Annotated in this window: 17 protein-coding genes and 1 other RNA gene; 11 read left to right on the plus strand and 7 right to left on the minus strand. The window is 50.2% G+C overall.

All coding sequences use genetic code 11. The features are described from left to right. Positions 1-181 precede the first annotated feature (181 nt). Both ydiK and rprA read left to right on the plus strand, forming a co-directional pair. Positions 182-1288 carry an AI-2E family transporter YdiK gene (gene ydiK, locus ACQ3G7_RS14305; protein WP_430890308.1) on the plus strand — a complete coding sequence of 369 codons (1107 nt, stop codon included), beginning with the start codon at positions 182-184 and terminating at the stop codon, positions 1286-1288. Positions 1289-1481: 193 nt separating this feature from the next. Next, positions 1482-1589, plus strand: an RNA gene (rprA, locus tag ACQ3G7_RS14310) — antisense sRNA RprA. A 54-nt stretch (positions 1590-1643) separates the two neighbouring features. Here rprA and ACQ3G7_RS14315 read toward each other — a convergent pair. Both ACQ3G7_RS14315 and ACQ3G7_RS14320 read right to left on the minus strand, forming a co-directional pair. Further along, complete coding sequence (locus tag ACQ3G7_RS14315; RefSeq protein ID WP_430890309.1) at positions 1644-4022, minus strand: glycoside hydrolase family 3 N-terminal domain-containing protein; 2379 nt, start codon at positions 4020-4022, stop codon at positions 1644-1646. Further along, a complete protein-coding gene (locus tag ACQ3G7_RS14320; RefSeq protein WP_430890310.1) occupies positions 4019-5428 on the minus strand; it encodes an MFS transporter in 1410 nt (469 codons plus the stop codon). Before ACQ3G7_RS14320 ends, ACQ3G7_RS14315 begins: the two co-directional genes overlap by 4 nt. 365 nt (positions 5429-5793) lie before the next feature. On the opposite strand from ACQ3G7_RS14320, the gene ACQ3G7_RS14325 reads away from it, so the two are divergent. Then, entirely contained in the window at positions 5794-6876 is a 1083-nt protein-coding gene (locus tag ACQ3G7_RS14325; protein WP_430890311.1) for a site-specific integrase, read from the plus strand. A gap of 35 nt (positions 6877-6911) precedes the next feature. On the opposite strand, the gene ACQ3G7_RS14330 is transcribed toward ACQ3G7_RS14325, so the two are convergent. Continuing rightward, entirely contained in the window at positions 6912-7460 is a 549-nt protein-coding gene (locus ACQ3G7_RS14330) for a TetR/AcrR family transcriptional regulator (protein ID WP_430890312.1), read from the minus strand. Positions 7461-7593: 133 nt separating this feature from the next. Between ACQ3G7_RS14330 and ACQ3G7_RS14335 the strand changes: the two genes are divergently transcribed. From ACQ3G7_RS14335 to ACQ3G7_RS14360, 6 genes are all read left to right on the plus strand, one after another. Beyond that, positions 7594-8679, plus strand: coding sequence for an alkene reductase (locus ACQ3G7_RS14335; RefSeq protein ID WP_430890313.1), 1086 nt, complete (start codon positions 7594-7596; stop codon positions 8677-8679). 72 nt (positions 8680-8751) lie between these two features. Next, a complete protein-coding gene (locus ACQ3G7_RS14340) occupies positions 8752-9534 on the plus strand; it encodes an SDR family NAD(P)-dependent oxidoreductase (RefSeq protein WP_430890314.1) in 783 nt (260 codons plus the stop codon). A 131-nt stretch (positions 9535-9665) separates the two neighbouring features. Further along, complete coding sequence (locus ACQ3G7_RS14345) at positions 9666-10484, plus strand: oxidoreductase (RefSeq protein WP_430890315.1); 819 nt, start codon at positions 9666-9668, stop codon at positions 10482-10484. Between the two features lie 2 nt (positions 10485-10486). Further along, a complete protein-coding gene (locus ACQ3G7_RS14350) occupies positions 10487-10879 on the plus strand; it encodes a hypothetical protein (protein WP_430890316.1) in 393 nt (130 codons plus the stop codon). Positions 10880-10893: 14 nt separating this feature from the next. Next, entirely contained in the window at positions 10894-11913 is a 1020-nt protein-coding gene (locus ACQ3G7_RS14355) for an NADP-dependent oxidoreductase (protein ID WP_430890317.1), read from the plus strand. Positions 11914-12074: 161 nt separating this feature from the next. After that, positions 12075-12677 (plus strand): site-specific integrase, encoded by a 603-nt coding sequence (locus tag ACQ3G7_RS14360; protein ID WP_430890318.1) that lies wholly within the window; start codon positions 12075-12077, stop codon positions 12675-12677. A 99-nt stretch (positions 12678-12776) separates the two neighbouring features. Here ACQ3G7_RS14360 and ACQ3G7_RS14365 read toward each other — a convergent pair whose 3' ends face one another. Beyond that, on the minus strand, positions 12777-13679 hold the full coding sequence (locus ACQ3G7_RS14365) for a LysR family transcriptional regulator (RefSeq protein WP_430890319.1): 903 nt from the start codon (positions 13677-13679) through the stop codon (positions 12777-12779). A 137-nt stretch (positions 13680-13816) separates the two neighbouring features. Between ACQ3G7_RS14365 and ACQ3G7_RS14370 the strand changes: the two genes are divergently transcribed. Together ACQ3G7_RS14370 and ACQ3G7_RS14375 are read left to right on the plus strand one after the other, a co-directional pair. Then, positions 13817-14563: an SDR family oxidoreductase gene (locus tag ACQ3G7_RS14370; protein WP_430890320.1), complete on the plus strand. Its 747-nt coding sequence runs from the start codon at positions 13817-13819 to the stop codon at positions 14561-14563. A gap of 79 nt (positions 14564-14642) precedes the next feature. Beyond that, positions 14643-15317 carry a glutathione S-transferase family protein gene (locus tag ACQ3G7_RS14375; protein ID WP_430890321.1) on the plus strand — a complete coding sequence of 225 codons (675 nt, stop codon included), beginning with the start codon at positions 14643-14645 and terminating at the stop codon, positions 15315-15317. 215 nt (positions 15318-15532) lie between these two features. On the opposite strand, the gene ACQ3G7_RS14380 is transcribed toward ACQ3G7_RS14375, so the two are convergent. The 3 genes from ACQ3G7_RS14380 to ACQ3G7_RS14390 all read right to left on the minus strand — a co-directional run bounded on the left by ACQ3G7_RS14380 (position 15533) and on the right by ACQ3G7_RS14390 (position 17011). Continuing rightward, positions 15533-16081: a GNAT family N-acetyltransferase gene (locus tag ACQ3G7_RS14380; protein WP_430890322.1), complete on the minus strand. Its 549-nt coding sequence runs from the start codon at positions 16079-16081 to the stop codon at positions 15533-15535. Positions 16082-16217: 136 nt separating this feature from the next. Continuing rightward, positions 16218-16544: a DUF1493 family protein gene (locus ACQ3G7_RS14385; protein ID WP_430890323.1), complete on the minus strand. Its 327-nt coding sequence runs from the start codon at positions 16542-16544 to the stop codon at positions 16218-16220. Further along, positions 16544-17011 (minus strand): STM2901 family protein, encoded by a 468-nt coding sequence (locus ACQ3G7_RS14390; RefSeq protein ID WP_430890324.1) that lies wholly within the window; start codon positions 17009-17011, stop codon positions 16544-16546. The genes ACQ3G7_RS14385 and ACQ3G7_RS14390 overlap by 1 nt, the downstream gene beginning before the upstream one ends. Positions 17012-17052 lie beyond the last annotated feature (41 nt).

The raw sequence follows: 17052 nt of genomic DNA on the forward strand, positions 1-17052 counted from the left end.
TTGTAAAAGGTTAATCGTTTGCTTTCAGCATTCATCGTTGTATCACATTTTTTTCTTATGCGCCCATGAGAATTACAGGCAGAATCAGACTGTCCAAAATCGCTGAAATCATTAATCATTATCTCTGTTGATTTCCTGATACACCGAATTTTCGGCCATCCAATAAAGGTGAGTTATACATATGGTTGATCTACGTCAGTCCAGGGATGTACCGCAAATCATGCTGTCGGTACTGTTTTTAGCCATCATGATTATCGCCTGTCTGTGGGTTGTTCAGCCCTTCATTCTGGGGTTCGCCTGGGCGGGCACGGTAGTGATTGCCACCTGGCCGCTGCTGTTGCGCCTGCAACGTCTGCTGTTTGGTCGCCGCTCGCTGGCAGTACTGGTGATGATGCTGCTGCTTATTCTGTTGTTTATTATCCCTGTCGCGCTGCTGGTTAACAGCCTGGTGGACTCCAGCGGTCCGGTGATCCACGCGGTGACGAGCGGAGCGATGTCGCCGCCGGAACTGGCCTGGCTGCACAGCATTCCGCTCGTTGGCGACAAGCTTTATGCCGGCTGGCACAACCTGCTGGATATGGGCGGCAGCGGCATTATGGCGAAATTGCGCCCTTATGTTGGGGCAACGACCACATGGTTTGTCGGCCAGGCCGCACACATTGGTCGCTTTATGCTGCACTGCGCTCTAATGCTGCTGTTCAGCGCCCTGCTCTACTGGCGTGGCGAACAGGTGGCGCAGGGGATCCGTCACTTTGCCGTACGGCTGGCGGCCAAACGCGGCGATGCCGCAGTAGTGCTGGCCGGGCAGGCGATCCGTGCCGTAGCGCTGGGCGTGGTGGTTACCGCACTGGTGCAAGCCGTGCTGGGCGGGATTGGTCTGGCCGTCTCCGGTGTGCCTTACGCCACCCTGTTTACCGTGGTGATGCTGATGACCTGCCTGGTGCAACTTGGGCCGCTGCTGGTGCTGATCCCGGCGATTATCTGGCTCTACTGGAGCGGTGATTCCACCTGGGGCACGGTGTTGCTGGTATGGAGTTGCGTGGTGGCAATGCTGGATAACGTTATCCGTCCGGTGTTGATCCGTATGGGCGCCGATCTGCCGCTCATCCTGATCCTCTCCGGTGTGATTGGCGGCCTGGTGGCCTTCGGCATGATTGGTTTGTTTATTGGCCCTGTATTGTTGGCCGTTTCCTGGCGTCTCTTTTCCGCCTGGGTCAACGAGGTTCCCGAGCCAGAGACAAATGACAACGCGCTGAATGCTGTGCAAAATTTAGACAACGAATCCTGAGTGAAAATAAGGCGGGAGAAAGCCCGCCTTAAATGATTATTAAGCAGCACTTATCATTCACCTGCTTTATTTCTGAGCATACCCCTTCAGAGCCCGCAAAATGCGCCATTTGGCGCATATATTCTTTACGTACGTTTAACTAATGAGACGAATCTGATCGACTCAAAAATGCCACATGCCTACTATTAGCCTCAAGGTTATAGATCAACATCTTGATTTATAAGCATGGAAATCCCCTGAGTGAAACAACGAATTGCTGTGTGTAGTCTTTGCCCATCTCCCACGATGGGCTTTTTTTTATCCTCAACCCGTCGGGCCGCAGCCGTGCAGCGGCAGCCCGAACAATTCACGAGGGTTATTTGCTGTCGTTTACTTCGCAGTGACTTCGCATCTTCCACTGTTGCGGCAACACCCGGGTTTCTCCGTTCACGTTGACAGTTACCCGACCGCGAATGTCTGCTGACGATGCGCCAACCTGTAGCTCAAACTCACCTGCCTCTACAATGCGTTTCCCATCACGACGGGTAAAATTCAGCATATCCACGGGTAAGGTAAAGGTCAGCGTCGCCGATTCCCCTGGCGATAACGCAACCCGCTGAAAAGCTTTCAACTCCTTCACGGGCCGGACCATCGAGGCGACGTTATCGCGCACATAGATCTGAACCACCTCGTTGCCGCTGCGCTCACCCACATTTTTTACCGCTACCTGCAGGCGAATATCACCTTCAATCGGGACTTCCGCGGTGAGCAAGACAGGCTGACCATACTCAAACTGCGTCCAGCTTTGTCCATACCCAAACGGATAACGGGAACCAAAATGGAAGGCGTAGGGCGTTCCCCCGCTTTTCAGCTTGTGGTTGTAGTAATACGGCATCGCACCTGCACTTTTCGGCACACTCACCACCAGACGCCCTTGTGGCTCGGCGCGCCCGGTCAGCACATCGGCAATCGCATGACCGCCTTCCTGACCCGGAGCCCAGGCCATCATCCATGCCGCCACGCGCGTCTCCAGTCCTTGCAGGTTGTACGGACGGCCCCCCGTCATCACTACCACCACCGGTTTACCTGTTGCCACCAGCGCCTCCAGCAGTTGTTGCTGCACGCCAGGCAACGTCAGGCTGTCAGTGTCGGATCCTTCTCCTACCGTTCCGCTCTGGAACAACCCGGCCAGATCGCCCACACAGGCGATCACCACATCGCTGTCCTGCGCCACGCGCACCGCTTCCGGAATCAATCTCTGATCCATTGACACCGGTGATTGCTGCATCGGCTTACCTGAGGCATCGCCCGGAAATACCGGCGCGCCCGCCATGCGTTTTTCGATAATGTGGCAGCCTTTTGCATAGCGCACACGCTCTTCGCCCAACTGCTGACGTAGCGCCGCCAGCGGCGTTGTCACCTGCGTGGTCTCTTCCAGCATATCGCTGATAATCAGATGAACCGGGAAGCTATAACCGCTGAGTAACGCCAGCGGATCGTCTGCTGTCGGGCCAACCACCGCTACGCGTGGCGCACCGTTGAGCGGCAAAATACCGTTGTTTTCCAGCAGCGTGAGCGAGCGTGTCGCCACTTCCCGCGCCACCTGACGGGTATCGTCTGATTGCAAGCGGATGCCTTGTTCATCGGTATACGGATGTTCAAACAGACCAAGGCGGAATTTTACTGTCAGCACACGAGCGACGATCTCATCCACTTTGGCCATCGACATCAGTCCGCGTTCAACCGCCTGCGCCAGATGGCGCGCGCAATCATCTTTCGGCAGTTCCACATCCAGACCCGCATTGAAAGATAACGCCGCGGATTCGGCGGCATCGTGAGAGACCCCATGATGCTGATGCAGCAGACTGACGCCGCCATAATCGGCAACAATGATGCCGTCAAACCCCCACTGCTCCCGCAGCAACGTGGTCAGCAAAAAATGATCGCTGTGACCGGGCTGATTATCGATATCGTGATAGGCAGGCATAAGTGAACCGGCTTTCGCCATTTTGACCGCCATCTCGAAAGGCAGTAAAAACGTGTCGTTCAGTTCGCAAAAACCCAGATGCACCGGCGCGTGGTTACGCGCCCCTTCGCTGAAAGAGTGGCCAACATAGTGTTTGAGCGTGGCCAGCATATCGCCCTTCTCACCCTGTAACCCTTCAACATAGGCGCAAGCCATCAGCCCAACCAGCCAGGGATCTTCACCGAATGTCTCTTCGGTGCGCCCCCAGCGCACATCTCTGGACACATCCAGCACCGGCGCCAGCCCCTGTTTGCAGCCCGTGGAACGCGCCTCCTGTCCAATATGCCAGGCAGCACGTTTGATTAATTGCGGATCCCAGGTCGAGCCGTAATTCAGCGATGACGGGAACAGCGTGGCGTCTTTGCACAACAATCCCACCAGGCACTCTTCATGGAACAGTGCGGGAATCCCCAGTCGCGTCTCTTCCACCAGCGTTTTTTGCAGGCGGTTAGCCGCACGCACGCCACTTTTTGCCTCCACAATGTGCGTACCCAGCGGGCGCGTTATCTGCCCGACGCCCCGCTTTAATCGCTGCGCCAGCGCCGCCTGAGCGCTCACGCCGGCGAATTCATCACTGAGGTCGGTGCGCTCGCGGTGCTCGCCATGTTCATCCAGCACCAGCCATAAGGCATGCATTTGTGCAAATTTTTCCTCTGGCGTCATACGCGCCAGTAAATCCGCCACACGTTCTGAAACAGGTCGGTTTGCATCTTTATAGAGTGCGGTCATCGGCTGACTCCTGTGTTACTGAAATCCGGGGAGGCCTGCGGCTCAGTCGCGCCTTCGCTGATATCGCGTTTACGCATCAATTGCTGAGCAATGGTGTCGGCAAGCTGGCTGTTGAGTTTGTAGCGGGTAAGTAGCAACACCATACAAATAAACAGCAGGCAAGGAATGAGGGTGAAGAGCGCATTGATGGTGGTGAGTACCGTTGGGCTTTGCAGCGCCTGATTAGGCGCATAATCCACGGCACCCAGTACCCATCCCACCACTGCGCCGCCGAGAGCGAGGCCAAATTTGATCGCGAACAGCGCGGTAGAGAACACCAACCCATCCAGACGTCGCCCGCTACGATGCTCTTCGTAATCCACCACATCGGAAAACATGGTCCACTGCAGCGGTGTCGTCAGGTTTTGAATAAAACTGAACACAATGTTCAGGCCAAAGATCAGCCATATCTGGGAAGGCGGGATAATAAAGATCAGCGCGGCAAAAACCACAAAGGTGATAATCGTCCATTGATAGGCGCGGACACGGTCGAATCTGCCCAGCAAACGGGCAGACAACAGTGCGCCAGCGAGAGCGGCAAGCATACCGGAAACAATAAAGGTGAAGACCATATCCGGGCGCTGTAAGACATATTTGACGTAATACATGGTGGCCGAGCCGCGCGTCACCACGGCGGTTAACAACAAGATATTGAACAGAAACACAATGCGCCACTGACTGTTCGCCGCCAGCAGTTTCAGGTCACTCAATAGCGAACCGGTACTGTCACTGCGCGGCGTAAACCGCTCGCGGGTCATAAAGAAGCAGCCGAAAAACAACACAATCCCAAGTACGCCCATCATGCTCATGGCGTAAAAATAACCCTTTTGATCGTTACCGCCGCCAAGATGCGATACCAGCGGTAAGGCGATAACCGTGACAATCAACCCGCCAATAAATGACAGACCAAATCGCCAGGACTGCAACGAATGACGCTCATGAGGATCCATCGTCAGCGCGCCGGGCATTGCGCAGTACGGAACATTAATCGCGGAGTAGATAAAGCTCAGGATCGCATAGGTGACGCAGGCATAAATGATTTTTGCCGTCGCGCCGACATCCGGTACATAGAAAGTAATAAGGCAGCTCACACCAAACGGAATGGCGAACCACAGCAGCCACGGACGGAAGCGGCCATGCCGGGTTTGCGTGCGATCAACCAGCGCGCCAATGCAGGGATCGACAAAGGCATCGATAACGCGCACCACCAAAAACATGGTGCCCATGATCGCGGCGGGTAAACCAAATACATCGGTATAGAAGTAAGCGAGAAACAGTGTTGCGGTTTGCCAGACAAGGGCGCTTGCCATATCGCCCAGGCCGTAACCTATTTTGTCTGTAGTACGCAGGACAGAGGGAATTATCATTTTTATCAGCCTTGTGAGGTTAAAAAGTCTTTCAACCTGGCGCGAAACTCGCATCGCGCCGCTCACTACAGGCTCAAGTATTGGAAGAAGAAAACCGGCTCACAATTGCAATAATTGCCAGGCTTTTTACGATTTTTAGTTATTGTGATCGAAGACGACTTCGCGTTTGAAATAAAAAAAATCCCCGACGTTATGTCGGCATCTGCATACCAACACACGAAATAAAACCGTTACTAATCATTAAATTATAAATTTAACTGATTATTTAACCAGTATTTTCTAGTGCATTTTTTCTCAAACCAGGCTAATTTTGGCGTCCCAGCCCCCCACACAGCACCCCACAGGACACCAGTAAGGAACGACATATGGCTTTTTACACGGTAGAGAAAAGAATCAAGTCAGACGGCACCCTGCGCTACCGGTGCACTGTTGGGGTGAAAAAAGCGGGGAAATATATTTATCGTGAAAACAGAACATTTGGAAAATTGTCGCTCGCAAAAGCCTGGGGAATGAGTAGGGTCACGCATATTGAAAGCAACGGGCTCCCTTCCGATGACCGGTCATCAGAGTTAACTCTGGGAGAACTTATTCAAAAATACACAAGCCACCCGAATATAAAGTACGGCCGTTCAAAATCGGACGTACTAAAACTGATCTCCAGATCCCACATAGCGAGCACTCTTGTTTCTGATTTGTCACCAGCAGCCCTCATAGAGCACTGCGAACAGCGCCGTGCCAGTGGTGCAGGTGCTGCAACGGTAGCACAGGATCTGGCTTATATTGGCTCTGTCCTTAAAGCGGCTAAACCGATTTTTAATATTGATGCAGACCTGCAGGCATATAGCCTGGCCCGGTTAAACCTTACGCAAATGAAAGTTATAGGGCCAACACAGAAGAGAAGTCGGCGCCCCACGCGCGAGGAATCGGAACAGATTATTGCTGGCTTAAGAAACAGAGAAATGACCTCCTATAAAAAAGTCCCTTTCTCTGACATTTTTTTATTTTCCATACTAACCTGCATGCGCATTGGGGAAGTGTGCAGAATTCAATGGGAAGATGTCGATATGGAGCAAAAGGCTGTTTTGGTCAGAGACAGAAAGGATCCGAGAAAGAAAGCCGGAAACCATATGCTGGTACCATTACTTGGGGAATCCTGGGAGATACTGCAGAGGCAACCCAAAATCTCAGAGAGAGTATTCCCCTTTAACAGTCGAAGTGTTACACAAACATACCGCCAGGTACGAGATAAGCTGGGCATAGAAGATTTACGCTATCACGATTTACGCCGAGAGGGTGCCAGCAGGCTATTCGAATCAGGTTTTACCCTTGAAGAAGTAGCTCAGGTCAACGGACACAAATCACTGAATGTCCTCTGGCAAGTTTATACCGAACTATTCCCTAAATCGCTGCATGTGAGACTGGAGCAACTGAAAAAAGAAAGGCTCTGACAGGCAGCTCTGTGCCAGGAGCAGACGTTGGCAGTTCAATCCTCACAGGCATCCTGACGGAGAAGACGCATGCGGCACACGTCCAGAATTTCATCAGCAAGAGTGGAATTATCCGGACAGGCTCGGGATAGTACCAGGGCACCGACAAGATGCGCTATGGTATCTATCAGGTCTGCGCGCGTTTCATGTTCATTTTCTAAAACTGCCAACTGACGTTCAATTCCGGCGGCAAACGTCTCCCTGATTGATTCAGACTGCCGGGCTGTATCGGCACCAAGTGCCGACATCACGCAGCCCTTTCCCATATCATCGCGATGGGGTCGGGAGAGGTAGTATTCAATAAATCTTTCCCGGTCCACACCTGCCGTGCTTTCTGCAGAACGCGTAAAACCGCAGTTCATTGCCTCCGCCATCAGGTCAGCCTTAGAGCCAAAGTGCTTATAGAAACCGCCGTGGGTTAACCCTGCCGCTGACATCAGTTCCGCAACGCCCACGCCATCAAAACCGCGTTCACGAAAAAGTTCTGAAGCCGTTTCAACAATGCGTGTCCGGTTTTCCCGAACCTGCTCTTTTGACACTTTCATGCTTTGCTACGCCTCTCAAAAATAGGGTCTAAGTATACATTGATGATGATCATAATCAAACTAGTTGACTTTATAGATTATGATCATCATCATTAAATTGACCTTTGACCCACCACTTAGCAAGAGAATAAACATGACGACATTATTTCAACCTTATGATCTTGGGCCAATAACACTTGCCAATCATATCGTGATGGCACCGCTGACGCGTAACCGGGCCGGAGCCGGTTTGGTTCCCAACGAACTGGCGGCGACCTACTATGCCCAGCGCGCAACAGCAGGCTTGTTGATTACTGAAGCCACACAGATCTCCGCACAGGCGCAGGGCTATCAGGATACGCCGGGTATCTATACACAGGCTCAAATCGATGGCTGGCGCAAAGTGACTGATGCGGTGCATGCTAAAGGTGGGCGCATATTTGTACAGTTATGGCACGTAGGACGAATTTCGCATGTCGATTTACAGCCGGGTGGTGCGGCACCGGTCGCCCCGTCCGCCATCCGTGCCGGGACCAAGACCTTTGTGAACAACGGTTTTACGGACGTCTCTGAACCACGTGCGCTCGAGCTGCAGGAAATACCGGGGATTATCGACGATTTCAGAAAAGCTGCCGCCAATGCCATTGCCGCCGGGTTTGACGGCGTCGAGATCCACGGTGCAAATGGTTATCTGCTGGAACAATTTCTGAAAGATGGCGCAAACCAGCGTAATGATGAATACGGCGGCTCTGTCGAAAATCGTGCGCGCCTGCTGCTGGAAGTCACGGCGGCCGTAAAGGATGAGATCGGCGCAGAACGCACTGGCGTACGCATTTCACCGGTTTCACCTGCTAATGCGATTTTGTGCAGTGATCCGCAGCCACAATATGACTACCTCGCTGAACAACTCGATGCATTAGATATTGTGTACCTCCATGTGGTTGAAGGTGCTACGGGCGGCCCGCGAGATGTATCACCGTTCGATTACGACGCACTACGCCAGCGCTTTAAAAACACCTGGATCGGCAACAATGGCTATGACCTGGCGCTGGCGTCCACTCAACTTGCGCAAGGCAAAGCCGATCTGTTCGCGTTTGGTCGCCCGTTCATCTCCAATCCGGATCTGGTCGAAAGACTGAAGACGGGCGCGCCTCTGGCCCCACTCAATCCTGAAACACTTTATGGCGGCGGCGCGCAAGGCTACACCGATTATCCGTCGCTTGCTGAGACCAGCAAGTAGATCTGTGGTGTCACGGTTCTACATACATCGCGCAGTGCGAATTCTGTTTACACATTATGAAAGAAGACCAACATGACTAAAGTTTCAGTTCTCATTACAGGTGCCTCCACGGGTATTGGTGCTGTCTACGCTGAACGGTTTGCCCGCCGGGGTCACGACCTTGTTCTGGTTGCACGTGACAAAGCGAAGTTAGAGATACTGGCCGAGCGCCTGCAACAGGAAAATGACATTTCTGTCGACGTTCTGCCTGCCGACCTCACGCGAGCGAGTGATTTAGCCCAGGTCGAAGCTCGCCTGCGTGAAGACACACAGATTGGCATTCTTATCAATAACGCGGGTATCGCGCAGTCCGGTAGTTTTACAGAGCAGACGCCTGAATCCATAGAAAGTCTCATCGCACTCAACGTCACTGCCCTGACAAGGCTTGCCAGTGCCGTGGCTTCTCGGTTTGTAAAAGCCGGAAAGGGGTCGATCGTCAATATCAGTTCTATCGTCGGACTCGCCCCGGAATTTGCCATGACGGTGTACGGCGCAACCAAAGCCTTTGTTCTTTTCCTGTCTCAGGGAATGAATGCAGAGCTGTCATCTAAAGGCATATATATTCAGGCTGTGCTCCCTGCCGGCACCTACACGGAAATTTGGGACCGTGCGGGTATCGATATCAGTAACTCGGCAAAATTCATGGAAGTTGGCGAGTTAGTGGATGCCGCACTGGTTGGCTTTGATCGCCGTGAGCTTGTCACCATCCCACCACTACAGAAGGCTGAACACTGGGACACTCTCGATACCTCGCGTCAGACTCTGCTTTCTGACATCAAACAAGATGAAGTTGCTGAACGATATAAAGCACTTTAGTCAATGAGGTACGCTCAGCAGAACGCCCTTTGGGCTGTTCTGCTGAGAAGCAAACCCAACCCCCATCCATTACAGCGTGACGTCTCATCAGCGATGAGAATTCTCAAATAAATCGTGAGGCCTTATTCAGTATGACAAAAAAACGTGTAGCACTGGTTACCGGTGCGTCCTCAGGTATCGGCGAAGCGTCTGCTATTAAACTTTTAGCGGCTGGGTATACGGTATATGGCACGAGTCGGCGTGGCTCCATGGCGGGAAAGCATCCGTTTCCCTTGCTGACGCTTGATGTAACAGACGACGCTTCTGTCAGGGCCGCCATTGAGGAGTTACTTCGTATGGAGGGCCGCATAGATCTTCTGGTGAACAATGCTGGCTTCGGGATCGCTCCGGCGGCGGCGGAAGAAAGTTCTGTCGAACAGGCAAGACTTATGTTCGACACCAACTTTTTGGGCATCGTCAGGTTGACCCGGGCGGTGATCCCTCACATGCGCCGCCAGGGCAGCGGGCGCATTATTAACATCGGCTCGATACTTGGGGTCGTTCCGTTTCCGTATGTGGCACTTTATGCTGCCAGTAAGTATGCGGTCGAGGGGTATACGGGGGCACTGGATCATGAATTACGCACGCAGGGTATCCGGGTTTCTGTCATCGAACCTGCTTACATGAAAACGCAGTTTGAAGCCAATACGATAGAGCCGGACGCCAGGCTTGAAGAGTATGACCTGATCCGGGCTAAGCTGGCGAAAGTGCTTAGCAAGGCCATGACCGAAGCGGAAAGCCCTGAGATAGTAGGTGATGTTGTGGTTAAAGCCGCTCAGGCTTTACATCCAAAAGTGCGATACACGGCGGGAACGCTGGCCGGTAAATTGAATTTTCTCCTCAGGTTCGCGCCTGCCTCATTCCTGGATAAGGTCGTGCGTAAAAGTCTTCAGCTGGATGCGAAAGGTTAAAAATGAAATTTTCTCAACTGGCTGTTCTGACTGCGGTGTTGTTTTTCATCCTGGCCACAGCATGGATGTTTTTCCCGGAACAGCTTTTAACGCAATGGGGCATCGAGCCCACGCCGGGTACCGACGTTATTTGTCGCCGCTCGGCTGCATTTTTTGCAGGAATAAGCGTTATGTGTTTCCTGGCCAGAAATGCCGGGCCTTCCCCGGCCCGTTATGCTCTGGCCGCGGGTATCAGCACAATAGCGATTATTTCAGCCGTGCTGGGCATCGCTGAATGGCGCGAAGGGCATGTTAGCGGGCAGATCCTTTTTGCCGTTTTAATCGAGCTGTTCCTGGGTACCGCCTTTTTACTCAGCAACAAGCCCCCTGTGAAAAATGTTACTGGCAAATACTAAAGGGTAAAGAACAAATGAAAAGCAGGACGATGAAAGCCTATACGTTTAAACGTTATGGTAAATCCCCTGACCCGGGATTCGATGACGTGGATTTTCCTTCCCCCGGTGCTGATGAAATCCTGGTGAAGGTACACGCTGTTGGCCTTAACCCGATTGACAACATGATCCCAACCGGAATGTTTAAGCCGGTATTGCATTTTAAACTCCCTGCGACGCTGGGCAGTGATTTGGCCGGTGTCGTCGTTGCAGTGGGGGCTCGTGTGACCCGTTTTATCCCGGGTGACGAAATTTTTGCCAGTATTTTCGATACGGGAATGGGCTCCCTGGCCGAATTTGTTGTGGTTCCTGAAAGTCTCGCTGCTATTAAACCGGCAAATCTGGATTTTGTGCAGGCAGCTTCACTTCCGATGGTGAGCCTCACATCCTGGCAGGCGTTCACAGAGCGAGCGAATCTGCAGCCTGGACAGAAGATTTTCATCCCGGCAGGTTCCGGAGGAATTGGGAGCTTTGCGATCCAACTGGCTAAGCACCTTGGTGCGAAGGTGGGAACAACAACAAGTTCAGTGAACGTCGAGTGGGTAAATCGTCTTGGCGCAGATGAAGTGGTCGACTATAAAAATCAGGAATTTGAAAACGTACTGAGTGGCTACGATATTGTTCTGGGCACTGTCAGAGGGGATGCAATTGAAAAGTCCACTCAAATTCTTAAACCTGGCGGAAAGATTATTTCTCTCATCGGGCCGTTAGATGCCGCTTTCGCACAGGCCCGGGGATTGAACTTTTTACTGCGTTTTGTGTTCGGGCTGATGAGTCGTAAGATTATACGTCTTACGAAAAAACGAGGCCTGACCTATTCATTTCTCTTCGTTCGACCTGACGGCGCTCAATTAACTCAAATAAGCAAACTCACAGAAGCGGAACACATCATCCCTGTGATCGACAAGGTTTTTCCCTTTGCAGCGACAAAGGATGCTCTTGACTATCTTGCCCGGGGACATGCGAAGGGCAAAGTTGTTGTTATGATGCAAGAGTGACAACAACGACGGTTTGCGTCTGCCCACGATAAGAGACAACAGCTAAAGTCTGTTGCCTCAGGAACTAAATCCGCTGCCTCATGGAAGAGATGCGGCATGTCCGCTGTTCGCTCATAAGGGACAACCATACTCAAATCTCCCACATTGCAGGAGATTTGAGTATGAACACGTCACCGTGGAACAAAGACCGTATCATCGGCCAAAAAAGACCATTTAAGATATCTCATATCTGGGGGATACGAATCCGGCTTGAACTGGAAGGTAAAACGCGCGATTTAGCTCTGTTCAATATGGCCCTGGACAGTAAGCTACGGGGCTGTGATCTGGTCAAACTAAAAGTATCTGATGTTGCATATGGTAGCTCTGTTTCAAGCAGAGCAACGGTGTTGCAACAGAAAACCGGTAGCCCGGTGCAATTTGAGTTAACCAAGGGGACAAGAGAAGCTGTTGCAGCATTGATAAAGCTTGGCAAGCTGCACAGTAAAGACTACTTATTCCAATCCCGGGTCGGTTCTTGCCAACATATATCAACTCGGCAATACAACCGAATTTTTCATGGGTGGGTAGAAAAACTTGATCTCGAAGCTTCGCTTTACAGCACACATTCCATGAGAAGAACAAAACCTTACCTGATCTACAAGAAAACCAAGAATCTTCGGGTGATCCAACTATTGTTGGGTCATAAGAAACTGGAAAGCACAGTCCGTTATTTGGGCATTGAAGTCGATGATGCGTTAGAGATCTCTGAATCGATTGAAATATAGGGTCGTCAGGGTTGCAACAGCAGCCCTGTGCCAAGAGCGGAAGTTATTTACACCTTGCTATGCAGTTTACGGCCAGCCGGTCAGTTCGTCATCTCAGGTTCATTTCAATGAGTTGTAAACTTTGAAGCCGGGATTTTTTTCAAAAATCTCAGCAACAAAATCCATGAACACAATCGCCCGTTTTGGTAAAAGTCGATTAGCAACATAAACGGCCTGAATGGGAACGGGAGGTGCAGTGTAATCCGTCAGTAATAATTGTAAGTTGCCATTTGCCAGTCCCTCCCCGAACAACCATTCCGGGCCCTGTGCGATCCCAACCCCGGCATTGACAAATTTCTGCACTGCTTCGGGTGAATTGACCCTGAGCCGACCAGAAACAGGAACATTGATATCCTGAAATCTCCAGGTAGCCCCTGTTGTTAGCAAGGTATAGATCAAACAATCATGTTTTTTTAAATCCTCTGGGGTATTAGGGGTTCCGTGTTTAGCCAGGTACTTGTTACTGGCAACACAGACTCGCTCATACATACCAAGTCTGCGGGCACGCATAGCACTGTCCTCGAGGTGTCCAATGCGGATTGCCAGCTCAGCCCCTTCGTCAACGAGATTGATATAGCGGTCATTAATTTGTAGCTCAAGTGTTAGCCCAGGGTAGCGTTCTAAAAAATCTGGGATGTGCGGGACTAAGAATGTGTGAGCCAGTGCTGTAGGGCAGGCAACGCGTAATAGCCCTGTGGGTGTAACATTTTCTCTGAAAGAAGACTCTGACTCTTCGACGGCTTCCAGGATACGTCTTGCTTCCAGATAATAACGTTCTCCTTCAGGCGTCAGGGAAAGCTTGCGGGTTGATCGGTGAAGTAATCTGGTCTGCAAATGCTCTTCGAGGGTTGCAACATGACGACTCACGTTCGGTTGCCCTAAGCCTAAGTCCCTACCGGCCGCGGAAAAACTGCCTGTTTCAGCGGTACGGACAAAGCATGTCATCAAAAGTAATCTGTCCATCCTGAAACCCACCTATGCTTTTAACGCATGAAAGATATTTAAAAATACAATCTTATCACTATCCGGGCATGAGCATACAGTGGCTATCAAATCGGCCATTCGCCGATTAGTTGTTAAAACTAACAGGAGATTTTTACATGTCCAGATTACAAGGTAAACGCGCACTTATTACGGGTGGAACAAGTGGTATCGGGCTTGAAACAGCGAAGCTGTTTGTTGCAGAAGGTGCACGTGTAATTGTTACAGGTGTTAACCCTGATTCTATCGCAAAGGCGAAAGCAGAACTGGGTAATGATGTATTAGTCGTGAGCGCCGACTCCGCTGATGTGAATGCACAGAAAGCTCTGGCTCAAACGGTTAAGCAACACTTTGGTGAACTGGATATCGCTTTCCTGAATGCGGGTATATCAATGTATATGCCAATCGAGGTATGGACAGAAGAGATGTTCGACCGTATTTATGATATCAACGTTAAAGGCCCTTACTTCCTGATGCAGGCACTGCTGCCGGTGTTCGCAAGCTCCGCATCAGTGGTCTTTAATACATCTGTAAATGCGCACACGGGGCCAGTGAACTCTTCCGTTTATGGCTCAACCAAAGCGGCATTACTGAACATGTCAAAAACACTTTCTAACGAGTTACTTTCTCGTGGAATTCGTATCAACGCAGTGAGCCCAGGCCCGGTTGACACACCGCTTTACGATAAGGCGGGAATTCCAGTGGAATATCATGATCAAGTGATGAAAGATATCGTTGCAACCATTCCCGCAGGTCGTTTTGGTAAGCCTCAGGAAGTCGCGCAAGCAGTACTTTACTTCGCATCTGATGAATCGGCCTGGACCGTGGGTTCAGAAATCATCATCGACGGCGGCGTTTCAATCTAAGCCACCAAAATAAGATTTACAATTCATCAAGCCCGCCACCTTTTATGGCGGCGGGCTATTATTTTATCTGGAGTCTGAGATGTCTACCCATGACCTGACACTGATTAGCCACCCACTATGTCCCTTTGTGCAGCGTTCAGCGATCATTCTTCTCGAAAAAAATGTGCCATTTGGACGTGTAAATGTAGACCTGTCGGCGAAGCCTGACTGGTTTCTTGCTCTGTCACCCACTGGCAAGGTACCGCTACTTAAAGTGCGTCGTGCAGACGGCGAAGATGCCATTATTTTTGAAAGCATGGTGATCTGCGAGTACCTTAATGAAACGCAAGACGGTGATTCGATGTATGCTGACGATGCATTAGAAAGAGCCAGACAGCGCGCATGGATAGAGTTCTCTACATCAATGCTTGGAAATGCATGGCAATTTTTAAATGCGACTGATCAGGCCATTGCAGACAGCAAACGCGCTGTGTTCCGTGAGCAACTTGAACGTATTGAATCTGAATTGAGTTCAGGGCCTTATTTCTCGGGTACCAGATTCAGTATGGTTGATGCGGTCTATGCGCCTGTTTTCCGTTACTTCTCCATCATCGATGCATCAGTCTCTGAGGCGATTTTTGAGGGACTTCCGCAGGTTTCCGCATGGAAAGCTGCACTTGCGAAAAGGGAAAGCGTAAAAGCCGCTGTATCATCAGATTATGCAGAACTTTTCCAAAATCATCTTCGTCAGCATTCTGCAATTCTCGCTGCCTGAAGATATTTACTGGGAAACCGTGACCTGCTCCGGATTGATTATCAGATGCCAATATTAGTCCTGGATACCGGTTGTTAAGACAAATGCGAACTTCCGCTGTTCGCTCACAGCAGCCCCTCTGTTGCAGGTACTTCCGCTCCGTGCCAAAAGCGGAAGTTACTTTCCGCCTACCCTATTATCAAAAGGAAGAGTAACCAAAAAAAATATTACCTACGCTAGGGTGATTCCGGAAGAATAAGTGAGTTGAGCACATGGTCCTGCCAGATCCCATTTATTTTGAGATAAGAATTAGCGTATCCCTCGTTCTTAAACCCCAAGCTCTCAAGCGTTTTGCTACTACGACTGTTGTCGGGAAGGTGGTTTGCCATTATGCGATGAATTTCATATTTTTCATGAACATACTTAATTGCCATTTTGAGAGACTCATGCATGAGTCCTTTTCCCTGATGAGCATCATCGATTGAAAACCCCAAATAACATGCTTGAAACACACCATAAACAAAGTTGGTAAAATTGATGTTACCAACTATTTTTTCTTCTCCTTTTAATGTGAAAACCATCATTAAGCTTTTCCTTTCATTGAATTCTTTTAATGAACTCTTAATTCGTTCCGATATATTTTTTAAAATGAAATACTGTTCATCTCGCAATGGTTCAAAAGGCGCTAATTTAGCTTTATTAGTAACCAAGAATTGCTGGAATTTTTCTGCTAAATCCTCTGTCAGCAGATAAACATCCGTTCTTTCTGTTGAAAATAACTTCATACCCCCTCCCTTGCAATTATCAATATTAGATTGATTTTAATAAAAATTGGTAACCCACAGATATCATATACTCACATATCTGCTCATCGCTGTGAGTTCAACGGGTCGATGCAACACTATCTTAATCAAGATGTTGTCAGTCATACAACCAGCGCCCCACTTTGGCCGATTCAATAATCATTGCTACCGTTAGTGGTTTTATTTCTGTCTCTGGTTTTTTCTGCCAGAATGGATACTCATATTCGATATAATTACGGGTATCCATGCCACTGTAATCAATATTGAAATGAGTGAACACGTCCAAGAGCATATCTTCCGCATCTTCAGGAACCAGCCGGAAATCATCGTTAAGTGTCCAGTCTTTGGTGATTTGCTTATATCCGGGCTTAAACCAGTGCTCTCTGATAGGATAGCGCTCCATCAGATAATCAATTACTTCCTTTTCAAAATCACGATCGGCCATTAGAAATACGTCCATTGAATGCGGTCCTGAGTTCGGGCAATGAGATTGTATTGTGTCCGTGTTTTGCTCATCACCTGTTGGATAGCCACCAGGGCCATCGCGTACCCAACGTAAGGAATATACCTACCAACAAAGGTAGCAATCTTATTCGAGGGAACCATTTTAAGGGAACGGAGTTTTCCAACTGGTGCCAGTGGCCGCCAGCCGAACGGGAAACGGGCATCTCTTAAAATCTTCCTGCTGACGATCGAGGCAATGCTGGTTCCCGGTGTATTTTGACCTGCCGCCAGCTTTCCAGAAACCGGTATGTATGGCTGACCGATAAGAACCGTTGCCGCAGATGCGACATCTAAACCGAAACTGTCTGCAAAGTTCTCAAGGAAGATAAGGTTAAACAGCTCACCAGCGGATACATTAGTGTGCCCGTGATAAAAGTACGTTCCATTAAGCTCTTCAACTGTATCCATCAGTATTTATCCTGTGTAAAACTTGGCCTAAAAATACTGAC

Source organism: Kosakonia sp. N21, from assembly GCF_050587465.1.
Taxonomy (GTDB): Bacteria; Pseudomonadota; Gammaproteobacteria; order Enterobacterales; family Enterobacteriaceae.